Origin of the sequence: Lamprobacter sp. (assembly GCF_034860625.1) — a bacterium.
GTDB lineage: Bacteria > Pseudomonadota > Gammaproteobacteria > Chromatiales > Chromatiaceae > Lamprobacter.
Map to the genome: position 1 here is coordinate 1 of NZ_JAYESN010000079.1, position 20423 is coordinate 20423.

At 58.7% G+C, this 20423-nt stretch carries 21 protein-coding genes; 20 read left to right on the plus strand and 1 reads right to left on the minus strand.

Annotated features, from left to right (window positions below; translation table 11 throughout):
- Positions 1 to 1145: 1145 nt before the first annotated feature.
- The 16 genes from VBE63_RS17680 to trfA (VBE63_RS17755) all read left to right on the plus strand — a co-directional run bounded on the left by VBE63_RS17680 (position 1146) and on the right by trfA (VBE63_RS17755) (position 13262).
- Positions 1146 to 1511: a hypothetical protein gene (locus VBE63_RS17680; protein WP_323684336.1), complete on the plus strand. Its 366-nt coding sequence runs from the start codon at positions 1146 to 1148 to the stop codon at positions 1509 to 1511.
- Positions 1508 to 1738 (plus strand): hypothetical protein, encoded by a 231-nt coding sequence (locus VBE63_RS17685; RefSeq protein ID WP_323684337.1) that lies wholly within the window; start codon positions 1508 to 1510, stop codon positions 1736 to 1738. Before VBE63_RS17680 ends, VBE63_RS17685 begins: the two co-directional genes overlap by 4 nt.
- An 82-nt stretch (positions 1739 to 1820) precedes the next feature.
- Entirely contained in the window at positions 1821 to 2783 is a 963-nt protein-coding gene (locus VBE63_RS17690) for an ATP-binding protein (RefSeq protein ID WP_323684338.1), read from the plus strand.
- Between the two features lie 60 nt (positions 2784 to 2843).
- Entirely contained in the window at positions 2844 to 3344 is a 501-nt protein-coding gene (locus VBE63_RS17695; protein ID WP_323684339.1) for a siphovirus Gp157 family protein, read from the plus strand.
- A 42-nt stretch (positions 3345 to 3386) separates the two neighbouring features.
- Positions 3387 to 4679 (plus strand): hypothetical protein, encoded by a 1293-nt coding sequence (locus VBE63_RS17700; RefSeq protein ID WP_323684340.1) that lies wholly within the window; start codon positions 3387 to 3389, stop codon positions 4677 to 4679.
- Between the two features lie 30 nt (positions 4680 to 4709).
- Positions 4710 to 5183, plus strand: coding sequence for a hypothetical protein (locus tag VBE63_RS17705; RefSeq protein ID WP_323684341.1), 474 nt, complete (start codon positions 4710 to 4712; stop codon positions 5181 to 5183).
- Positions 5183 to 5611, plus strand: a complete 429-nt coding sequence (locus tag VBE63_RS17710; RefSeq protein ID WP_323684342.1) for a hypothetical protein — start codon at positions 5183 to 5185, stop codon at positions 5609 to 5611. Before VBE63_RS17705 ends, VBE63_RS17710 begins: the two co-directional genes overlap by 1 nt.
- Positions 5608 to 6594, plus strand: a complete 987-nt coding sequence (locus VBE63_RS17715; RefSeq protein ID WP_323684343.1) for a hypothetical protein — start codon at positions 5608 to 5610, stop codon at positions 6592 to 6594. The genes VBE63_RS17710 and VBE63_RS17715 overlap by 4 nt, the downstream gene beginning before the upstream one ends.
- Positions 6595 to 6880: 286 nt before the next feature.
- On the plus strand, positions 6881 to 7477 hold the full coding sequence (locus VBE63_RS17720) for a hypothetical protein (RefSeq protein ID WP_323684344.1): 597 nt from the start codon (positions 6881 to 6883) through the stop codon (positions 7475 to 7477).
- 133 nt (positions 7478 to 7610) lie between these two features.
- Positions 7611 to 7946, plus strand: coding sequence for a hypothetical protein (locus VBE63_RS17725; RefSeq protein WP_323684345.1), 336 nt, complete (start codon positions 7611 to 7613; stop codon positions 7944 to 7946).
- Positions 7947 to 7954: 8 nt separating this feature from the next.
- Positions 7955 to 8317 (plus strand): DUF2002 family protein, encoded by a 363-nt coding sequence (locus VBE63_RS17730; RefSeq protein WP_323684346.1) that lies wholly within the window; start codon positions 7955 to 7957, stop codon positions 8315 to 8317.
- A 77-nt stretch (positions 8318 to 8394) separates the two neighbouring features.
- Positions 8395 to 8874 (plus strand): hypothetical protein, encoded by a 480-nt coding sequence (locus VBE63_RS17735; protein WP_323684347.1) that lies wholly within the window; start codon positions 8395 to 8397, stop codon positions 8872 to 8874.
- Positions 8875 to 8894: 20 nt separating this feature from the next.
- Entirely contained in the window at positions 8895 to 10274 is a 1380-nt protein-coding gene (locus VBE63_RS17740) for a DUF2130 domain-containing protein (protein WP_323684348.1), read from the plus strand.
- A 55-nt stretch (positions 10275 to 10329) separates the two neighbouring features.
- Positions 10330 to 10653 carry a hypothetical protein gene (locus VBE63_RS17745; RefSeq protein ID WP_323684349.1) on the plus strand — a complete coding sequence of 108 codons (324 nt, stop codon included), beginning with the start codon at positions 10330 to 10332 and terminating at the stop codon, positions 10651 to 10653.
- Positions 10654 to 10894: 241 nt separating this feature from the next.
- Positions 10895 to 11683, plus strand: a complete 789-nt coding sequence (locus tag VBE63_RS17750; protein WP_323684350.1) for a peptidoglycan-binding domain-containing protein — start codon at positions 10895 to 10897, stop codon at positions 11681 to 11683.
- 718 nt (positions 11684 to 12401) lie between these two features.
- Positions 12402 to 13262 (plus strand): plasmid replication initiator TrfA, encoded by an 861-nt coding sequence (trfA, locus tag VBE63_RS17755; RefSeq protein ID WP_323684351.1) that lies wholly within the window; start codon positions 12402 to 12404, stop codon positions 13260 to 13262.
- Between the two features lie 465 nt (positions 13263 to 13727).
- Here the strand turns inward: trfA (VBE63_RS17755) and VBE63_RS17760 are convergent, their stop codons facing one another.
- Positions 13728 to 14666, minus strand: a complete 939-nt coding sequence (locus VBE63_RS17760) for an endonuclease (protein WP_323684352.1) — start codon at positions 14664 to 14666, stop codon at positions 13728 to 13730.
- A gap of 277 nt (positions 14667 to 14943) precedes the next feature.
- On the opposite strand from VBE63_RS17760, the gene VBE63_RS17765 reads away from it, so the two are divergent.
- The 4 genes from VBE63_RS17765 to trfA (VBE63_RS17780) all read left to right on the plus strand — a co-directional run bounded on the left by VBE63_RS17765 (position 14944) and on the right by trfA (VBE63_RS17780) (position 20166).
- Complete coding sequence (locus tag VBE63_RS17765; protein ID WP_323684353.1) at positions 14944 to 15582, plus strand: hypothetical protein; 639 nt, start codon at positions 14944 to 14946, stop codon at positions 15580 to 15582.
- A 44-nt stretch (positions 15583 to 15626) separates the two neighbouring features.
- The gene (locus tag VBE63_RS17770) at positions 15627 to 16841 is read left to right on the plus strand and encodes an XRE family transcriptional regulator (RefSeq protein WP_323684354.1); all 1215 of its coding nucleotides are present in this window, start codon (positions 15627 to 15629) and stop codon (positions 16839 to 16841) included.
- Between the two features lie 607 nt (positions 16842 to 17448).
- Complete coding sequence (locus VBE63_RS17775; protein ID WP_323684355.1) at positions 17449 to 18480, plus strand: replication initiator protein A; 1032 nt, start codon at positions 17449 to 17451, stop codon at positions 18478 to 18480.
- Positions 18481 to 19209: 729 nt separating this feature from the next.
- On the plus strand, positions 19210 to 20166 hold the full coding sequence (gene trfA / locus VBE63_RS17780; RefSeq protein WP_323684356.1) for a plasmid replication initiator TrfA: 957 nt from the start codon (positions 19210 to 19212) through the stop codon (positions 20164 to 20166).
- Positions 20167 to 20423 lie beyond the last annotated feature (257 nt).

Consider the following 20423-nt stretch of genomic DNA (forward strand, 5'->3'; position numbering starts at 1 on the left):
CAGCTGCGCCATTTGGCAAAGCGGCCCCCTGGCCTCAGCCGTCCCTCCGCTGGCCGTCAAGGTCCGCCTGCCCCCCGGTGTCTCTGCGGCTATGGCTCGGGCTCAACTGCGCGCGGCTTGGGTCGGTTCTCATGCTCAAGGGTAGAGCTCGTTTCCTGGCCCTGTGGCGCGGCTTCCGTGCTGCGCCATCGGCGCGCGGTCTCTACGCGCTGGTAGTGGCCCTGCTGCCGCTGCCAGTGCGTAGAGTAGTGCTGCGGGTATCCTGGGCTTGCCGCTCAGCCTCTTCTCGGCCCTGGCCTCGCTGGTTGGTCCGCTCGGTCTCGCGTATCGGAGGCTACCTGCTCGCCAGTGCCGCCTCTTTAAGCGCTCTTTGGCTCCTCTCTTTGGTGGGTAACGGCTAATGGCACAGATCGCCTTGTTCTCCATCGCACCGCCTATTTGGGCCTTTGGCGGCTCGCGCTCGCTCAATCCGAAAGATTCCGTTTTGGCTTCAAAGGCGGCCGCTTTGTTGCTCCAGGGTGGTGCTGAATTGGTCGTTGGCTGCTGCAAAGGTGCGGATGCGTGCGCTCTGGCTGCCGCTGTTGGTACTGGCCTGGCTTCAAGAGTATCGGTGTTAGGTGCATTCGGCCCGCTTGGGCCTGCTGGGCACTGGCCCGCCGGCGCCTGTCCCTCTTCTGCTGTTGATGGCGTGCGCGCCGCTCATTATGCGGGCGCTACTTTTCATCCTTGGTCCGGCGGCCCGGCTTCGCTGCCGCTCAACTCGCGGCTTGCGGCTCGTACACGCGCCGTTGCTGCCGCCGCAAGCGCGGGTGCCGTTGTCGTGCTTGCCCCAGGCTCGCGCGGTTCGATGGTCTTGGTCCGAGCTGTCGCGCGTCGCGGTCTGTCCGTTGTCTTGCTCCCAGTCGCAGGCGCCAAAATGCCGGTTCTGGCTGGGTGCAGCTGGGCGCCGGCCTCGGGTGGTCTGGGTCAGCTTGGTGGCTTTGCTTTACAACGGTAGCAGGGTCCAAGCGCGCTATCTTTCTGGCGCAGCGGGTCTTAAACAAATGATTTTTCTCACTTCTCACTTGCAAATACTCCTAAATGAAATATAATTATAGCTAAGGGTCGGCATCCGGTCGACCCCCCCAGCCCTGGAGGCTAAAGCCATGTCCGATCCCGCAATGGGGCTATTAAATATGCTGTTGGATCTGCAGTTTGAAGCTTCACTCGAGCGCGCCCGTCGCGAGCGCTTCGGTCTTCCCTCGAGCCAACCAATACCCGAACGTGTAGTTGATCAAGTGCTTGCTTTTATCGAGCATCCGGTTAATTCAACCGCTTATATCTGCGCTGTCATCGCACTGATCGATGAACTCGTTGATCAAATAGAACGCCCGGATCTGATCCATCGCTCAGTTGTGGATGAGGATCTGCGCAGTAGCGTCATAGCCGCTGATAAATTGCGCGATACGCTTGAAGACACACGCAGCTTATGGGATGTGCAATCCCATCTTGGAAAAGGTCGCTGGGCATGAGTGCCGCCCAACCTTTGCGACGGGCACAGGTCATCAATCCCGATGCCGCCAACTTCGCCGGCATTGAGTTTGACCACGAATGGTGGCTGGAAGATGCCGCCCGTATCGCCCGCTCGGCCGCCTGGTCGCAGCTGGACCCGCAGCATGTAAAGCACCTGCTCGGCGAGATCGCCAATCTAAAGGAAAGGCTCGTGCAGTTGAGGCCCGTGGAGTCCGAGCCGTTTTGATGAGTGGACGCTTGGGAGGTTGCCCCCTCCCAGCGTCCGGTTCCCAAAGTGCCACTGTCATAGCAATCAGGAGTTTCTGATTATGTTCGTCAAAGCCCAACGTCAGCAAGCCAAGCTCCGTCTCGCCATCTGCGGTCCGTCCGGTTCTGGCAAGACCTACAGTGCCCTGCAGATCGCCCGCGGCCTCGCGCCGGAAGGTCAGATCGCGATGATCGACACCGAGCGCGGTTCGGGTTCGCTGTACGCGGATCTGACCGAGTATGACATCGCCCCGATCAGCCCGCCGTTCACCCCGAAGCGCTACATCGAGCTGATCCAGGGAGCGGCAGCGGCTGGCTACAAGGTGTTGATCATCGATAGCCTGAGCCACGCCTGGTGCGGCGAAGGTGGCGTGCTCGAGTTGGTCGACAGGGCCGCCGCCGCCAGCCGAAGCGGTAACAGCTTCATGGCCTGGCGCGAAGTGACACCGCACCATAACGCGTTGGTCGATGCCATCCTTGGCGCGGAGCTGCACATCATCGCCACCCTGCGCACCAAGACCGCTTACGACATCGTTGACAACGGCAAAGGCAAGAAGGAGCCGATCAAAATCGGCCTGGCGCCGGTGCAGCGCGACGGGCTCGAGTACGAGTTCACCCTGGTCATGGATCTGTCGGTTGAGGGCCATGTCGCCACTGCCACCAAGGACCGCACCCGCCTTTTTGACGGGCTGCACTTCATTCCCACGCCAGAGACTGGCGAGAGTCTGTCCCAGTGGCTAGCCGGTGATGCCGAAGCCGCCGCCGCTAGCCGGGAGACGCTCAAGCGCTTGGTTGCGGATGTCAATTCTGTGGATGCTGTGCCTGCGCTAACCACTTGGTGGAGGGGTGAAGCAAGGTCCATTGCCACGCTCAGTGATCCGGATCGCGCCGCCCTGACTCAACATTGCGCCATCCGCAAGCGCACGCTCGAAGCGGAGAAGGGCAAGCCAGCTCGCAGCAAGGGCAATGGTCGCAAGCCGCCAGCCGTCGAGACTCAGCCAGCCGAGGCGCAGACCCAGCACTAATCCAGCCAAGCGGCCCTGCTAGTCCGGGGTCGCGCTTGTGACGAACATCAGGAGCAGACCATGCCCGCATCTTTCACCCTCTACGAACTCTCCGCTGATTACCGCCGTGCACTTGATGAGTTGACCGCTATCGAGGATCTGCCCGAGGAGGCCATCGCAGATACCCTGGAAGGTCTCCAAGGCGCTTTTGAAGACAAGGCGCTGAACGTGGCCCGCTACATCCGCAACCTGGAAGCCGAAGTTGTCGCTATTGATGATGCCCGCAAACGCATGGAGGCCCGCGCCAAGTCCACCGCCAATCAGGCTAAGCGGCTCAAAGACTATCTTCGCCTCGAGCTCGAGCGCACCGGTATCAAGCCAAAGGCCGCAGATCTGGCCCTCTCAGTGCAGCGGAATCCGCCGAGTGTGCGGATTGATGATGAGGCCCGGCTACCCGCCGACTATCTGGAGACGGTCACTACTACTCGCGCCCGCAAGAAGGAGATTTTGGAAGCGTTGAAGGTCGGTCAGATCATCCCTGGCGCTGCAATCAGCCAGAGCACAAGGCTTGTTATCCGTTAGCTATTCACTGAGGGCAGGGAAGCCCATGATGAGGTTCTAAATATGCAACGCTATACGATTGAAAAGCTGCAGTTGCCTGAAACCTACGAGCAGGACCAGGAACTGGCAACCCTGGCCCGGCGGCTCGCCACTCAGCATTACGAGGAGCTAGGCCGTGATCGGGTTGGCATGGGAGATCTCAAGCGGGAGTTTTTAGCTGGTCAGCATGCCGGACGCGTGGCAGCCGCGGTCGATGAGATTGCCACTAAAGCCGATCAGGATGCCGCTAAGGCCAATGCGAGAGCCAAAGCCGCAAATGCGCTCACAGCACCAAACGGCTATCGGATTGAGGTTAACCCCACCGAGATCCTGATCATGGGGCCGTTTGATGAGGATCTGCATCAGCGCCTCAAACGCGCTGGCGGCTACTGGGATGGTATCACTCAGACCAACCGCAAATGTTGGGTGCTGCCGCCTGCTAAGGGCAAGAGTCTGAAGCGTATCCTGGAGAACTGGTCCAAGTCTCATGCGGAGACAGCCCTTGTACAGGTGCGCGCCGAGGCCGAGCGTTGGCTGGGCTATGTCGAGGACAAAGCCCCTGATTATCTGTACCAGAAGGGAGTCGACAAGCTGCGTGACCTGCGCATTAGCCGATGGCCCGAGCTGAAGGAGCGGCTCGAAGCGGCCATCGCCGCCTGCCAATCGGAGCAGGCAAGACGGAAGGAATCCGCACGTCAACGAGCATTTGAATCCAACTTTGCCGAGCAAAGCCGTGCAAAGGGCAGCGGGGCATCGAAGCTACGCCGTCTTTACCCGGTCTCGGCATTACCGCCGCTCAATGTGCCGGTCGAGCTCGGTTCTAGCATCGTTGTGTTCGAGAGCACTGGCAAAGTGTTTCGGATCTCGGATGATGCCGCCAGTCTGCACGGCCATCAACTGCTCGGTCATGAGGGCGAGCGCGGCTGCTATGGCTACTATCGCCCGGCTACCGATGCCGAGATCGCCGCATATCGCGAACAGGCGCAGTCTCTGCAGCAGGATCGGGAAAGCAAGGCCGCGGCGCAACGCGATTTACGCGCTTTGATCGAGCGCTTCACATCCGAGGGTCAGCGTCCCGAGGGATCGCATGTGCTCGAGGGCGTACGCCTGCTGGACACCCAGAACATCTACGGTGGCGGAGATTGGTGGGTGATCGAGGATGATCATATCTGGTATGTGCGCAACAATGGCGCCGACGGTGATGACTGGAGCCGTAACAACATCCGCACGGGCGGAGCAGGAGCCATCGGCTGGTCTCTTCCGGCTGATGCCGGGCTCATCGATGAGCTACGAAGGCTCGCCAACGTCCTCGGCTAGCGTTCAACATGGCAGCCACCGCATGAGTGGTTGCCGCTGTTTCAGCCTGCAAGTTCATGCAATCACAGGCATTGGAAGAGCATGTTTTTAATCGAAAATCGTGGTCAGGCAATTACGAAAACAAACTTTTGGGACAGCGAACAGGCGACGCGGGGAATTCTGTATCTGACCTGGAATGCCGGTGCCGGGCGCTTGCTGGTCCCTGACAACCAGAAGGCGATGCTGCGTGAGCTCAAAGGCTCTCAGGAGGTGATTGTTTCGCGTGGACCTTGGCCCGATCAGGGCGGACGCGAAGCCCTTGAACTACTGTGGGAGGATGGTAGCGATTCACCTTTCTGCATCCATCTGGTGACCGAACAGACCGACCGCTTGATCCCTGAACATCAGCAAGGAGGTGGTTTCGTGGTGACCGTTTGGACCCGAGGTGGTGTCAAAGGACGCTGGCCAGGGCGCTATCGCGTCGTCGACGAGATCCCTTGCCTCAAGCCCTGGGAGTCACACTGATGGTTGATACTGGCGTTCAACACAGGCCATGGATAACCGACCTCCAAGCCCGCTACGACCGCGCGATGGAGAACTACTGCCGCTGGCGACGCAGCGAAACCGACCCGTACCGCCTCGCCGAGAACGCCGAGTATCTACGACAGATCGACCGTCTGCGCCGCGAGCTCACCGCCGCCAAGGCCGAGCCAGGTGATCTGGTCTCCCGTATGCGCCTGCTCGACAACTGGAGCGACCCCGAGGAAACCGGCGCCCGCTACGTCTACGAGACGCCCGAGGGCTCCTACCGCCTTGAGCAGAACGACGTCACCCATGTCTGGCTCGTGCATACGCCTGACCTTGCCCTCGAAGGCCCGTTCCAGACCGCGCAGGAAGCCGCCGACTGGGCCGCCGATGATTGGGCCGAGACCTTCAGGGACGACGAGGCATGACCGAAACCCACCGCGCCCGCCTTCATCTCGAGGCAGCAGGGCACCACTACCCTGATGCCTGGAAATGGTTTGATCAATTTCGCGAAGATCGACAGGCGCTTGGTGGCTGGCCTGAGACCGTCTTTTGCCCACTGGCCGGTGCCTATTCGGTCGTCTCCGGTGGCGGATCGAACCGTGTTCCACCGCAGCTGATCGGCGACGTTGCGCGTCTCGGCGCCTTGGCCGCCTGGCGTCCGACGCAGGGGATCTACCGCTTCGATCCGGATCTCTTCACTGCGCTTTGGGATAGCCCGATCAGCGATGAACTGCCGTGCGAGCTGCTGCGTCGCATGCCGGCTTGGTGTGTCTACATCGAGCTCGACGAACAGCGTTGCAGTGAGGGCTTCTACGGCTTCTTTGCTCATCTCGAGTACGATCCCAACAACGCGCGCGAGGAACTGCGGTTTTTACTGGATACAAAGGAAGCACTGACACCCGTGCCGTTGCATCTCGGGGCATGGGATTTGAAGACCGCGCTCGAGAGAATGGCAGACGAAGCGCTCAAGCACATCGCTGGGCTCGGGTTTCCGGTACCGGAAATCACGCCAGCGCTCGCGCCCAGGATCACGCCGCTGATCTCCCTGCTGCTCTACCTCTGCAGCGAGGAGGCCGACTACCAGCGGCCACCCGCGCCGAAACCCAAGCGCACCAAACGGGGCACCCGGCTGTTCCCGCCCGATCGGCCCTCGACCTGGGACGTCGGTGTACGCATTGGTGCTGCGCTGCGCAAAGGTCGCGCCGGACGCGATGCCAGCTCCGAGGAGACCAGGACCGGTACCCGACCGCGGCCCCATATCCGACGTGCCCACTGGCATACCTACTGGAAGGGTCCGCGCGAGGGCGAGCGCACTGCGCTGGTCAAATGGCTGGCGCCGATCGCGGTCAACCTTGAGGACGATGACGAACTGCCTGCGGTGATCCATCCGGTGAACGGACATCTGTGACGTTGGTCGTTCGACGTGGCGTTTCAGCGAGTCGATCGCAAAAACCGCTTCGTCAGAGCACGCATCTTGGGGTGATCGTTTTATGTATAAACCGTTCTGTTCGCCATAAAATCGGGAGAAAAATTTTTAAGACCCTGTAAGATATAGATATATCTAGTTTCAGTTAAGATTGACATGCATAAACTGATCATTTTCTGTGTATAATGCTTGACAGATCAGGAAATTTCTGATCTCCGCACGGGCCACTGCTGGCCAAGTTCGAACCACATTATCCGAGTTTGTTGCTGTGAATGTTGCTGCGTATCTACGCAAAACGCTGACAGGGTTATCTGTGTCCGCACAACGAGAACGTCTCCATGCGCGTGGAGAAGAGTTCGATTGGAATCTTATTTTTTACGGGTTCGAGAACGGTGCCGATTGTGAGAACGGAATTACGCGCGATCGTGGCTTGCAGGACTTCCTGACATGGGTGTGCTATCGCGCACCAGTTAGAGTTAAGGGTGTCATGTTTTGGCATGCTGGCCATATTGCTGGAAGCCTTTCGGGATTTATCAAGGCATTGCAAGTAATTGATGCCTGTAAGCTGGAGTGGTATATCGAGAACCCTCGAATCAGCTCTCAAAGCGATACTGGAAAACAGCTTCTCTCACTTAGCGCAGATATTAGAGGCATTGATACCGAAATCACTCAGCTTAACCTGAGAGAGCGTTCTGCAGATATGAAACTGCGCGGCACAAATCCAGGGAAAACCAAGATAACCCGTCAAGCTGAAGGCGACATCATCATGCTGAAACGCAACGGAAGAACAATTCGCCAGATTGCCCATGATATGAAGCTGAGTTATGGCGTTGTTCAACGAGTTCTTAAGGAGAACCCTATATGACAGCGTAGACCCTTGACTGATCCATGTTGCTTGTTTGTGACGGACTTCGTGTCCGTTTTTTTGTGCCGGATAAAAGCGAGATGCTGCGCCTTTGGGCGCTTTCTGCCCCACAACACGACGGAGGATACCCACGATGTGGCTCACTGAACATGCCAGCCAACGCCTGCAACAACGGGCGATTCCAACGGCAGCACTGGAGCTTCTGCGCCGCTATGCGTGCATCCAGTATTCCAATGGCAGCCGTATCCGCTACTTCGACCGGCGCAGCTGGCGGCAGCTGATGCAAGCGGTCGGTACGAGTCTCAAGGAGCCCGAGCGCCTGTCGGGCTTGTATGCCATCGAAACAGAAACGGGAGTCATCGTGACGGCGGGGCATCGCTACCGCCGCATCAAACGGGACTATCAGCCGGGCCGGCGTCAGGCGCGCCGCCGCTCGCATCGGTCCCATTCACTGCAATCGAGGAGGTAACCACCACCGTGGCGATCAACATCGACACCATCGAAACCATCCTACTCGACAACGGCTTTGCGGTCGCGCACGAGACCAAGAAGCACAAGGAGCTCATCCACACCGCCAGCGGTGAGAGCGTTTATTTGAACAATTTCAATCCGAAGACCTACTCGCAGCTGATCGTGCATCCACGGCATCTCGATAAGCGCGCCCAGCTGATCAGCGCCGGCTGCGGCGTTGGGAGCAGCAGCGAAACGCGCTTCGGCTCGAACCTGCGCAAGTTCCCCGAGGCCGTGAATCGCGGGGCAAAACCGAGCCCTTACGGTGTGCCGTTCGGCTTCGACTCGACCGCTAGCCTCAAGGGTTTCGTCGCCGAGCTCTTCGGCTAATCGCGCCCGGCGCTTCTGACCGCTAACCCCTTTCACGTACCCCGGCCAAGGCGGCCGGGGAGGAGTTCCTTGCGCCATTGAAAACTAGCCAAGCCCTGCAAAGCCTCAAGCGCCGCGGTTTCGAGCGACACATCACTGAGCTGCTGCGACGGCGTCGCGAGCACCCCTCGCGGTCGTTCTTCACCGCCGCAGGCACCATGCAGCCTTACGCCAAAGCCTACCTGTATCAGTGGCTGACCCCGGAACTGCCCGGTGGGCCAGAGGCGATCCCGAGCTTGCAACGGGAGGCCGTTAGCGAGTCCTGCACGCTCGAGGATCTGCAAAGACACCAGCAGAAGCCGCAGCACTGGGCGGCTGCCTACCGGTTCGTGAACGTGCTCGCGATCCTTGAGGCGGAGGACGTCCAGTTGTTCTCAGCGCCGAGCGACGAGCCCGACACCGATACCTGTCGTGCCACCCAGATGAACGAGTATCGGGACACCTTGACGGTTGTCGCGCATCCCCGCTGGGAACGGGCCGTCGATGACGACCAAGTCGTGTATTTGAACGCTGAATGACCGAGGAGACACGCCAAGCCATGAATGGAACCACGATCCATTGCCCGCACTGCCAACATGAATTTCCGATCTCGGAGGTGCTGCAGGACCAGATCCGGAGTGACCTCGAGCAGCGGCTGCAGGGTGAGTACGCTCAACGTCTCCAGCGCGCGGTCGTCCAGACCGAAGAGCGCACCCGCAGTGCGCTCACCCTGGAGCTCGATGATCTCAAGAACCAGCTAGCCGAGAATACACGCAAGGCCCAGGAGGCTGAGACGCGGGAGTTGGATCTGCGTCGTCAGAAACGCTTGCTCGAAGAGGCGAGCCAGCGTCAGGCGCAACAGATCCGTGCCGAGCTGGAGAAGACCCTGCGCGAGGAGCAGGCGGCGCAGCTCGCCAAAGACAAGGCTGCTATGGAAGCCAAAGTCCGCGAGCAAAGCGCGCTCGAATTGCAGCAGCTGCAGTCCGACCTGAAGGCCGAGCAAGAGAAGGTCCGCACCGCGCAAGCGACCGAGCTGGCCCTGCGCAAGGAGAAGACTCGCCTCGAGGAGCGTGCCCAGCAGCTCGATCTGGAAGTGGCCCGCAAGCTCGACGAGGAGAAACAACGGCTCGAGACCAGCCTGCGCGAGAACTTCGCCAAGACCCATGAGCTGAAGCTCAAGGAGAAGGAAAAACAGATCAACGATCTGCGCGAGGCCCTCGAGGATGCCAAGCGTCGCAGTGAACTCGGCTCCCAAGAGCTTCAAGGCGAGGTACTCGAGCTTGACATCCAGGGCGAACTCGAACGGCAGTTCCCGATGGACCGGATCGAGCCAGTGCCAAAGGGCATGCGCGGGGCGGACATCGTCCAGCGGGTCAACAACGATCGGCTCCAGGCCTGCGGCACGATCGTCTGGGAGACCAAGAACACCAAAGGCTGGCAAGACGCCTGGCTGGACAAGCTCAAACAGGATCAGCGCAGCATTGGTGCCTCGTCTGCAGTGATCGTCTCCGCCGCGCTGCCGAAGGACATCCAGGGTTTTGGGCGCCTCGACGGTGTTTGGGTCTGCAGCCTGCAGCTCTGGCCGACATTGGCAATGGCACTGCGGGATCAGCTCATCCAGGTCAGCCGGGCACAGGCAGCGCTGGCTGGAAAGGATGAGAAAATGGAGCGGCTCTACGAGTATCTGGCCGGCGACGACTTCCGCCAGCGGGTGGAGGCGATCGTCGAGGGGTTCGAGGCCCTGCAACTGCAGCTCCAGCGCGAGCGCCGGGCGATGGAGAAGCAGTGGGCCGAGCGCGAAAAACAGTTGCAGCGGGTGCTAACCAGCACCGCCGGGATGTATGGATCGCTACAGGGGATCGTCGGCAGCGGACTCGCGGCGATACCGGCGCTAGAGCTTTCAAACGAACCGCTACGCGTAGCGGAAAACACTGGCTGATCAAGGCCATACCATCAAACCAACGCAAACCAACTGAGATAACGAGATCGATCAGATGACATTGACAGTGAACGAGAACGGCTTATTCATGGAAATGTGGGCAACCAACAAAAAGGGAGAGCGTGTCTACCCTTGCCTGCAAGGGGAAAGAGGGTCAAGCAATAAAGGCTTCAACATTACACTTACCGGAAAAAAGGAAGACTATCATCTCGCCGATCTAGACCGTTTCCTACAACACGTTGCGGATGGTGACTTTGCACAGGTTGGGCGCGTGCGCATGAGGCCTGAAGCCGGTGGCCAAAAGAACGGCTTCTCAGTCAAAGACGCTAATTTCAGCAAGGCGTTACACGACGAGTTAGACCGCCGCAGAAGGCACTAGCTGATACCGTATTGGTCCTTTGGCTATACGTTTGAGAATTGTTTTCGGGTGATCGCAAGCCTGCATGAACTGCTCAGTGTTGCAGGTTGCAGAGCCCACGCGAACACGCGGGTTCGTAACGGTGCTGAAGCACCCATAGGGGTCTGTCTAGATGCTGCGTAGGGACTTACCTTCCCTACGCAGCCAGCGACATCGCCGTGACCGGCCCTTCCTACCCGGAATGGACTGAGGAGAATCTTCCGTGAGATTGACAACAGCCTTTTTTGTTCTGATCGCGTTCAGTGCCACGCAAACGGCGTTCGCAGACACTGAGCCAGCACCGAGCGACGCCAATGCGGCGCTCATCGAGCGAATCGAGGCGCTCGAGGAGCGGGTCGCAGCACTGGAGGAGGAACCCGCGCCGTCGGCCGTCGGGCAAGACGCGAGCACGGATTCCGCGCCGGAAGAGCCAGCCGAAGAGCAAGTGTCAGCCGACGATTCGCGCTTGGTAGATCTGTACCTGGTTCGCAAAGAGGCCTACGACGAGGGCCAGCGCACGCCCAACCCAGGCGTCGTATTCGATGTGCGTTTTGTCGGCACACAGGCCCTTGGTGAGCGCACGATCAAAGACATAAAGGGGGCAATTTGGTTTCATGATGCGTTTGACGACAAGATCGTCGGCGCTACGACAACGAAGCGGTTGAACATCCGAGCTGGAGAAAGCAAGATCATCGAGGGACTCGTGATCGACTGGCTCACCGTCGGTACCAACGCTGATTGGGAGCGAGTGCTGACAACGGACATCGATGAGCTCCAGGTTTCGTTCGAGCCGGCGAAGGTCATCTTCGACAACAGCGTAAAGCTCTCCAAGGAGCAAACGCGCGCGGTGCAGCGCCTTCTCAAAGCGCAAGGCTTCGATCTCGGGACCCCGGACGGCGCCTGGGGACCGGCCTCGCGCTCGGCGATGCAGGAATTCCAGATACAGGAAGGCATCGAGCCGACCGGTCAGCTCAATCGCGCAAGCCTCGATGCGCTCGGCTTCGACGATTAGAAGGAGCTTTCAGATGAGGAAATCCCACGCCATCGCCATTGGCATCGTCCTGGTAGAGCGCGCAGGAGAAGCTAGCCACTGAGCACCACGCGCTGAGCCAGACGCGCAAGCAGCCCGAGCAGGCCCAGAACTAGCGAAGCTGTCACGGGCCGCCATATGCAGATTTTCTAATGTTTTTGCGCCCGTGTCCGTTGACTGAGGCGCTCGCTACACTTCGGGTTTGAGTTTCCGAACCCAAGAGAATCCTCAGCGCCGATGGCGATGTTAAGCAGCATTGGGACGATCTGGCCCTCGCCGAGAACTGATCGTTAAGCGATGACGAACTTCCGCTCTTAGATAACAGCGAAGAAGCCGCCGCCATGCCGGCTAATGGTTCGCCCGATCCCGAGCCATCGGTTAAGATCGGAGCCGAAAGTCACGGCACCTGGAGGCCCACTGGATGGCTCGCCGACCCCGCACACCGCCGAAATCCCCGCCCGATACCAACCACACCGCAGCGACCTCTAAGAAGCTGTTTGGAAATTCTTCAAAGCGCCCGCTCCCGGGCTGTTTGCGTCGTCGTCAGCAGCCCAACGTCGCCGTTTTGGCGGCATTTGGCATCCAGAAAGCCGGCGAATGTTTCGTAAGTCGTTGATATAGAAATTTCCAAACAGCCTCTAAGGACGACGAACCTTCACCCGACGCTCAGGCTGAGCTAGGCGAAGACAACACGTCATCGATGCTGGCGACGCTTCAGCGTCTTCAGACCACAAGCGTCGAACGCACCGAGAAACGTCAGGCCGAGGAAACGGCTAAGATCCTGCAGATGCCACTGCCGATCTGGCCCGAGAGCACGCGCGGTGTGCCAAACGTGGCCTTGCGTTCGGCATTGTTCGGGGCGATCAAACGGGGGCCGAGGCGTTACCTGAGCCGCGAACTCGTTTCCAGCGTCGACGGCTACGATATCCGTTACACCGGCCCCAGACTGGATCAATCGGATCTTGATATCTGGGAAGTGCTGTTGCATCTCGCACGTCGCCAGGCACTTGGCAATCATGTCGAAGCCAGCGAACGACAACTGCTCAAGGAAGCAGGGCGCAGTTACGGAAAGAGTGGTCGCGAGTGGCTCAAAAACGTAGCCGCGCGTTTGTCGGCGACGACCGTCGAGATCCAGCAAGGCCCTCACAGCTACGGTGGCTCACTGGTTGATGAGTTTTACCGCAACGATCAGGCGGGCTGCTACGTCATCGTACTCAATTCACGTCTGCAGTTGCTCTTCACCAACGAGGATTGGACGCAAATTGCCTGGGAGCAGCGTCAGAAGCTAAAGCGGCAACCGCTGGCCCAGTGGCTACATGGGTTTTATTCCACCCATGCCAATCCCTTTGCGATGAAGGTGGCAACACTGCATCGTCTCTCTGGGAGCGAAGCCAAGAAGATGTATCACTTTCGGGCTGAGTTGCGTGATGCCTTGGCTTGTCTGCAGGGCGCGACTGGCTGGTCCTACGAGATCGATGCCAACGATCTGGTGCATGTGCACAAGATTCCGACCCCGAGTCAGGCGCGTTATTTGAACAAGACCAAGGAACCAAAGGATTAGCTTGCTGTTCGACGGGCAAAGCGGGGCATAGTACCGATGAGAGTGGGGCATAGCACCGATGTCGGCTTGTTATGCTTTCAATATAAAATATTGAAATATATATTATTTTTTGATTTCCCAAAATCCCCTAACCCTCTTCTAATCCTTTTTTAACCAAAGAGGCGCACGCAACATCGCTCGAAGCACAGAAACCGAAGCCAGTGCCCGTCTGAAGTGCTGTCGCTGGAGCATCTGAGTGTCAAGCGCTTGAGTGCGCCTAAACACTCCGCGCTAGAAACCAAGCTGCAGAAGAGGCTTGGGAAGGTGGAGGGGATGCAGACGCCAGTGCCCTGATCAAATCCCAGCGTGGACGCAACAGCCGTAGAAGAGGCTTTGGAGGGAGAGGGGAAGCTGGCCAATGTGCATCCTGTCACAAACGCCAGCTTTGCCTGCAACACTCAGGCGGTCAGTCGATCCATCACCGACTCACATCGCTGTCCCTGCTCGTCCTGACAAGGCGGCATAGTCGCTGATATAGCGATTACCAACGCCTTGCACCCGTTCGATCCGTCGGTTGCGTTCGATCTCCCAGTCATCCGGTGGATCTTGTCTGTTCCAGGCGGTATAGAGCTGCCGGTCCTGGTTGCTCAGGCGGAATCCATAGGTGTCGGCCATGTAGAGCATGGTCCGGGCGATATCACCGCGTACCGCATCCGGTGGCTGCACGCGGCGGATACTGGCGTCGATGCGAATGCCACAATTGCCGTAACGCTCGTCGCTCGATCTGGGGACCATGCCCCAGTTGTGATTCGAGCGATCACCGTTGACCAGCCCATTGGCCGGCACGAGGTTGTGCAGATCGTTGTGGGCAGCCTCGAAGACCGGATCGACCCGCTCGCAGCAGCTCCGCCCCGAGATCACATCGCCGTCGGACTGGCGACATGCGGCAAAGGTCTCCGGTTGTCGCCAGCACTTGCGGAAATTTCCGAACTGGCTCGCAGGAAAGATGTGCTCGGCCTCGACACGCTCGGCGCGTGTATGGCCGGCGTGCTGTTCCAGGCCGCAGCTGTCCAGGTCGATATCGCGATCACGATCATAGCTGCAGCCGCAGTAGAAGGTGACGCGGCGATCACCGTGAATCTCTTCGTAAAGGATGCGTTTGGCGGTCGAGAAGCTACCCGGCGTATCTGGCAATGTTCCAAGTGGTGTCGTTTGCCCTGATGCGACTGGACTGGGCGCTGAGTCTTGGCTGAAGAGTCCGGCGAGCTGTTGCCTGATCTCACGGGCGCTGTCGGCGGCTTGCTGAAGCTCAGGTGGGAAGGCATCGACAATTGAGCGTGGCGCGAAAGAGAGTGCCAGCCCGAGGACTGCGACGACGATCAAGCCGATTAGGCTGGTAGAACGGAAGAGAGGGGCTTTAGACATGAGCATGCCGTCATTGGTGGAAAAACCCTCCACTCTAACAAAGCATGCCCCATGACTTCATAAAGCATGGGAGAAATAATATTTAAGTCATTGATATTTAATTCTTTATTAGATCAATTCCTATCGGCTATATCGCTGTTTACCTCCAATCGTTGAACCGATAAGCGCTACAAGTCTAGGAAAATATTGGGTTTATTCTTTACGCGAAAGTTTTTCAGGGTATGCTCAGGGTATACGAAAACTCAACTCGCGCCGGCTCCAGCGAGGTACCCGTCCGATGCCCGATCTACTCGAATCCGCCCTCGCCGCGATCCCCGAAGATTTCTTCCACCGTCTCGAGGAGCGCATGCAGACCTGTACACTGGTCGCCCACGAGCAAGCCGCTCGCACGCCACCCGATGTTCCCGCACATCGGATGCGGCTGGGCACGACGCGCTACTATGAGCGTGGTGAGGCCTTCCGGCTCAGCGTCGAGGATGTCGGCATGCGCTTTCGCTACGAGCAAGCCAATACGCACCGATTCATGCTCGCGTTGTGCGGGCGGTTCTTGATCACTCATGCGAAAATCGACCGCTGGGGTGATCCGCTGGAGCAAAAGGACTACAAGCAAGCCTTAGCTCGGCACAATCCCGGCGATGGCGAGCAACTTGCGCTCTGGGATAACCGTGATCTGGATGGCGGTATCCTGGCCATCGTGCTCGTACTCTATGCCCGCAGCGGCTCCGGGCAGGATGAGACACTGCCCATGCGACTGGGCTTTGGGATTCCGACACGGGATCTCAGGGGGTGGCATCTGCTGAAGACCTTCGAGCAGCTCTATGCCGCCTATACTGAACGCGCTGGCCAACCGTTCGATCGTGCCCGGCCGCGCCTGAAGCAGGATGCACAGCCGCTGCGGCATGAGGCAGCGCAGTAACCCAAGGCGTTCGTTTCAATTCTATACATGAGGCTCGCGGCACCATGGCTGGTCGCACACCCGGCTTTCAGCCACTCCAACTCACGCAGGCGCGTATCGCTCGCGGGTTGACGCGCGTGTCACTGGCTACCGCGGTGAAGCGTTCGGCGCCGAGCGTCACCAAGTGGGAGTCAGGTCTTCAAACGCCTGAGCCCGAGGCCCTCGAAGCTTTGGCGCGTGTGCTGCGAGTACCACGCGACTACTTCCTTAACTCCCCCTTCGATAGCGGCGATCGCCCGCGTTTCTTCCGCTCGATGGCCAACGCGACACAGCGCTCGCGGGAACGCATCAGCCAGCATCTACGTTGGCTGCAGCGCATCAGCCATGATCTGCAACAGTGGGTCGATCTGCCCGAACCCGATGTCCCCGATCTAGGAGGAATTGAGTTCCAGCAGCTTCAGAACAGCGATATCGAGGAGGCCGCGGCGCGGGTACGCGAACATTGGGGGCTCGGTTTAGCACCGATCCAAGACCTGCTGCTGGTCCTGGAAAATGCCGGCATCGTCGTCGGACGCTGTGCGTTCTCGGCACCGTCCATCGATGGCGTCTCGCATTGGTCGCTGGCCGATGACCGGCCCTATGTGCTGCTCTCGGCGGACAAGCGCACGGCGGTGCGCGCGCGCTTCGACGCTGCTCACGAACTCGCGCATCTGGTACTGCATCGGCACGTCGATCAAAGCGCCCTCTCGCAACGCGATGAGTTCCGCGAACTCGAGAACCAGGCACACCGCTTCGCCAGTGCCTTTCTCATGCCCGCCGATAGCTTCGTCAACGAGCTGCCCGAGGTCTCGCTCGATGCCTTCCGCATGCTCAAGCCGCGCTGGGGCGTCTCGATCGGCGCCATGATCTACCGCTGCAAGGATCTGCAGTTGATCACCGAGGAGCACGCTGGACGCCTGTTCAAGTACATCAGCGCCCGTGGCTGGGTGCGCGCTGAACCCGAGGACGAGCGCCTGGCATTGGAGCAACCACGTCTGATGGAGCGCTCCATCCGCTTGTTGCTGACCCAGGGTGGCTATAACGTCGAGCAGTTGCTGGCACAGCTACGCCTGCATCCCAAGGACATCGAAGCCCTGGCCGGACTGCCGTCAGGCTTGCTTAGCAACCGCCGTGAACAGGTGCAGCTACTGCCGACACCGAAGCTCAAAACCGGTGTACCGATGCAGGAAGGGCGAGCCGAGGTGATCTCTTTTTCGCGGCGAAACGGCATCGCCGATTAAAACAGGTCGCACCAAATGAGGTCGCACCAATAAGGTGCGGTCACATCAGGTTCGAGCTGTCATCCGCCACCCTGGCTTCGGCCAATCTTTACTAGGTCACCGCCGACTCCAGCCAACGCTGAAAGATTCAGTGCTTATTACTTCGCGCCAAATACCACACTAAGCGCGTTGGTTTAATGAGAAACTTTGTGCCAAGCTAGGTTACTTACATTCCATCCTCTCAGCCATAGGCATCACTCGCTGCGCCCGCAAAAGGTGCGCTCCCGTTACATCAGAGTGAGGGATGCACCAAAAGCGGCATTTACCCGCGAGGCTGAATTAATTTGCTCATATCGAAGCCGATGGCATCGCCATTGGTGTCTGGCCTTTAGGCTTGAGCAAAATAAATTAAAAGGTTAGTTATATTTAGATATTCTGATCAACGGCATTTTGTCATCTTGAACGCAAAAACCATCCAATCTCCGCTTCAGGCCGCGTCTTTCTCAAGCTCAATGTTCTTACGGCGACGGTCCTGCTTGAAAAACCCTTTTTTTATTCTGTGTTCATCCTATCTGTTACTGTGTAATAAAAAAGTAACGGGCTGTCGTTTGCTGCTCGGGGAACCGGCATGAACGACAACAAAAATGAGCTTTCCAGAAAAGTTGAGGAGCGCAGGATGGAAAGAGTCGTGGCATTCAAGAACGGGGATCTTGATGCTTACGAGCGGCTTGAGCCGCCGTTATTGGATCAGGGGACAAGCAACAACTACATTTTTTGTGACGACCTTGACGCAGTACCAAAAGACGACATCGGGAGCATGGAGTACCCGATGTTCTCCCTCTCCAAGAATCAAGATCATACTATTAGGGAATACACATATAACGGTCGTACAGTCACGATCGTTCCCGGGGGCTACGGTCTCGCCACAATCTGGGACAAGGACATCCTGATCTACTGCACCAGTCAGCTGATTGCCGCGCAGGAACGCGGGCAGCCGATCTCGCGCACGCTCTGGATTCGGGGCAACGATCTGCTGAAGTCCATCATGCGTCGCACCGACGGGCGCAATTGCGCCAATATCAAGGCTGCGCTGAATCGTCTCAGTGGTACCCGTATCACGACGGACATCACGACTAACGGCAAACGCACCCATGCTGGCTTCGGCTTGATCGATCGCTGGGAAATGGTGACCGCGGTCGGTGACGAGAACCGCACCATCGCGATCGAAGTCGTGATCTCGGAATGGCTCTACAACGCAATCCTCTCCAACGAGGTGCTATCACTTCCGAAGGCCTATTTCCTGCTGACCAAGGCCCACGAACGGCGCCTGTACGAGCTCGCCCGCAAGCACTGCGGTAAGCAGGCAAGCTGGCAGATCAGTCTGACAAAACTGCATACGAAAACAGGCTCAACCTGCACGTTGAAGGAATTTAGGCGCAAGATCAAGGCGATAGCGGAGGAAAACCCGCTGCCCGATTACAAGCTCGTCTACCAGCCCGAGAGCGACATGGTTCGCTTCTATTCGCGCAAGGCGAAGGGCACCCTGAAAGAAGTGCATGACATCCTCGACCATCCCCGCAGAAAAAAACCTGGACAATCGACTAACCAGTCCGCCCGTCGAAGTGGTTCGGCGGTCATTCTCGACCATCCCCGGAAATAGTCCCTCAAGGGCCGCTCAGCCGCCCAGAGGCTGAGCAGGCCCTTTCTCCTCAACCTGCTTCTAAACCGCCTTCAGCCGCTTCTGAGCGGGCTTCTGATCGGGTTCGTCTTGGTCGCCACCGGGTCGGCGGCCGATCTCCTGACTTCTGCTGTCAATGAGATCAGTCCTGCGATCTGCTGGTAACCTGTTAGCAACCTGTTTGTAACCTGTGAAATCACACGTGATATCGGACACCATGGCGCGTGATAACGGCCACCCTCTGACGTGATAACGAACACCCATCTGACGTGATATCAGACACCCGATACCCACTCGAGCCCAGCAACGGCGGGGGCTCGCGAAACCGTAACGCGCGCGCGACTTAACGTTTTTTTTAACAATCTCTTAACGGTTGGGCTGTGGCGCAAGCGCCCACTTCCGCCTGCTGGCTCATCGCTGCTGGATGCTCGGTGGCTTGTAAGGAGCGCTAGCCTTCGGCTACGCGCGTCTGATGGATTCGCTTCGCTCATCCGGAAGAGAAGAAGCTTTGGAGGGGGGAGGATGGTGCAGCGTCGGTGCCCTGGTCAGGCGGCAGCGTGGACGTGAAACCGTAGAAGAGGCTTTGGAGGGGGGAGCATTCAGCACGCTTCGTGGTCAGGTTCCAGCGCCTCGGTACTGTCATGTCCCAGGCATGGTTTATGATCCCATACAATCATCCACGGAGATGTGAATAGCGAGGGAAGAATCAGGATGGCGGAAAACAAACGTTGCAGTCAGGATCGAACGGGAAGGTCTGAGCCCAAGGAACCTGGTTTACCCTCAGAGGACGGCGATGCAAAGTCAAACCAAGCGGTCACGGCCCTGCAGCGGCTCGGGAAGCGTTTAGAACAACGCGCCTTGGAAGTCCCCGCACCGCCTCACTCAGCGAAGGTCATCAAGCTGCCGTTGTGGCCTGAAGCGGTACGTGGGGTGCCCAACGTGGCGCTGCGCTCGGCCCTGTTCGGGGCTGTTCGCCGCGGTCCGCGCAGGTTACTTACCCGCGAGCTGATTACCAGCGTTGATGGCTGCGAGATCCGCTACACCGGTGGGCGACTCGATCAAGCGGATCTGGACGTCTGGGAGCACTGTCTGCACCTAGCCCGTCAGGATGGTGTTGGCTGCCGCATTCACTTCACCGCCTACAGCTTCCTCAAGCACATCCAACGCGCGACCGGTGGGCGCAACGTCGAGTGGCTGAAGAACGCCCTCGCCCGTCTCGCATCGGCGGTGGTGGAGATCCAGCACGGCTCACGCGCCTATTTTGGCCCGATGATCCAGCACGGTGGCCGTGATGACGAGACCGGGCAGTATTGCATCGAGATCAATCCTGCCATCGTCGCGCTCTACGGTCCCGACGGCTGGAGCCGGGTCGATTGGGAGCAGCGCAAGCAGCTCAAGAAGCAGCCACTCGCGCAATGGCTGCATGGCTTCTACACCAGCCACGCCGAACCCTACGCCTACAAGGTCGAGACGCTCCACCGGCTCGCGGGGAGCGAGACCAAACAGTTGAAGCACTTCCGCGCCGATCTGAAAGATGCGTTGCGCCATCTCGCCGAGGTCACCGGCTGGATATGGCAGATCGACGATCGAGATTTAGTGCATCTACAGAAGACACCAAGCCTTCCTAGGAACCAACCACAGCCAACGCCAAAACCGGGGTCGAGCTGAGCGCAAAGCATGGTATAGCACCGACCGTTCCACGACTGGCGTCGCGATACACCGCGGTTGTTCGTGGTACCGGAGGCCACCGGTAGCCTGTCAACACTACTCACTCCGCGCCTCTCGGGCCGCCGTTCCAGCGATTGGTATAGCACCGACCGGTAAAGGTATAGCACCGACCGAGTAGTGGTACAGCACCGACCGAGTAGTGGTACAGCACCGACCATTGACGGTATAGAACCGACCGAGTACTGGTATAGCACCGA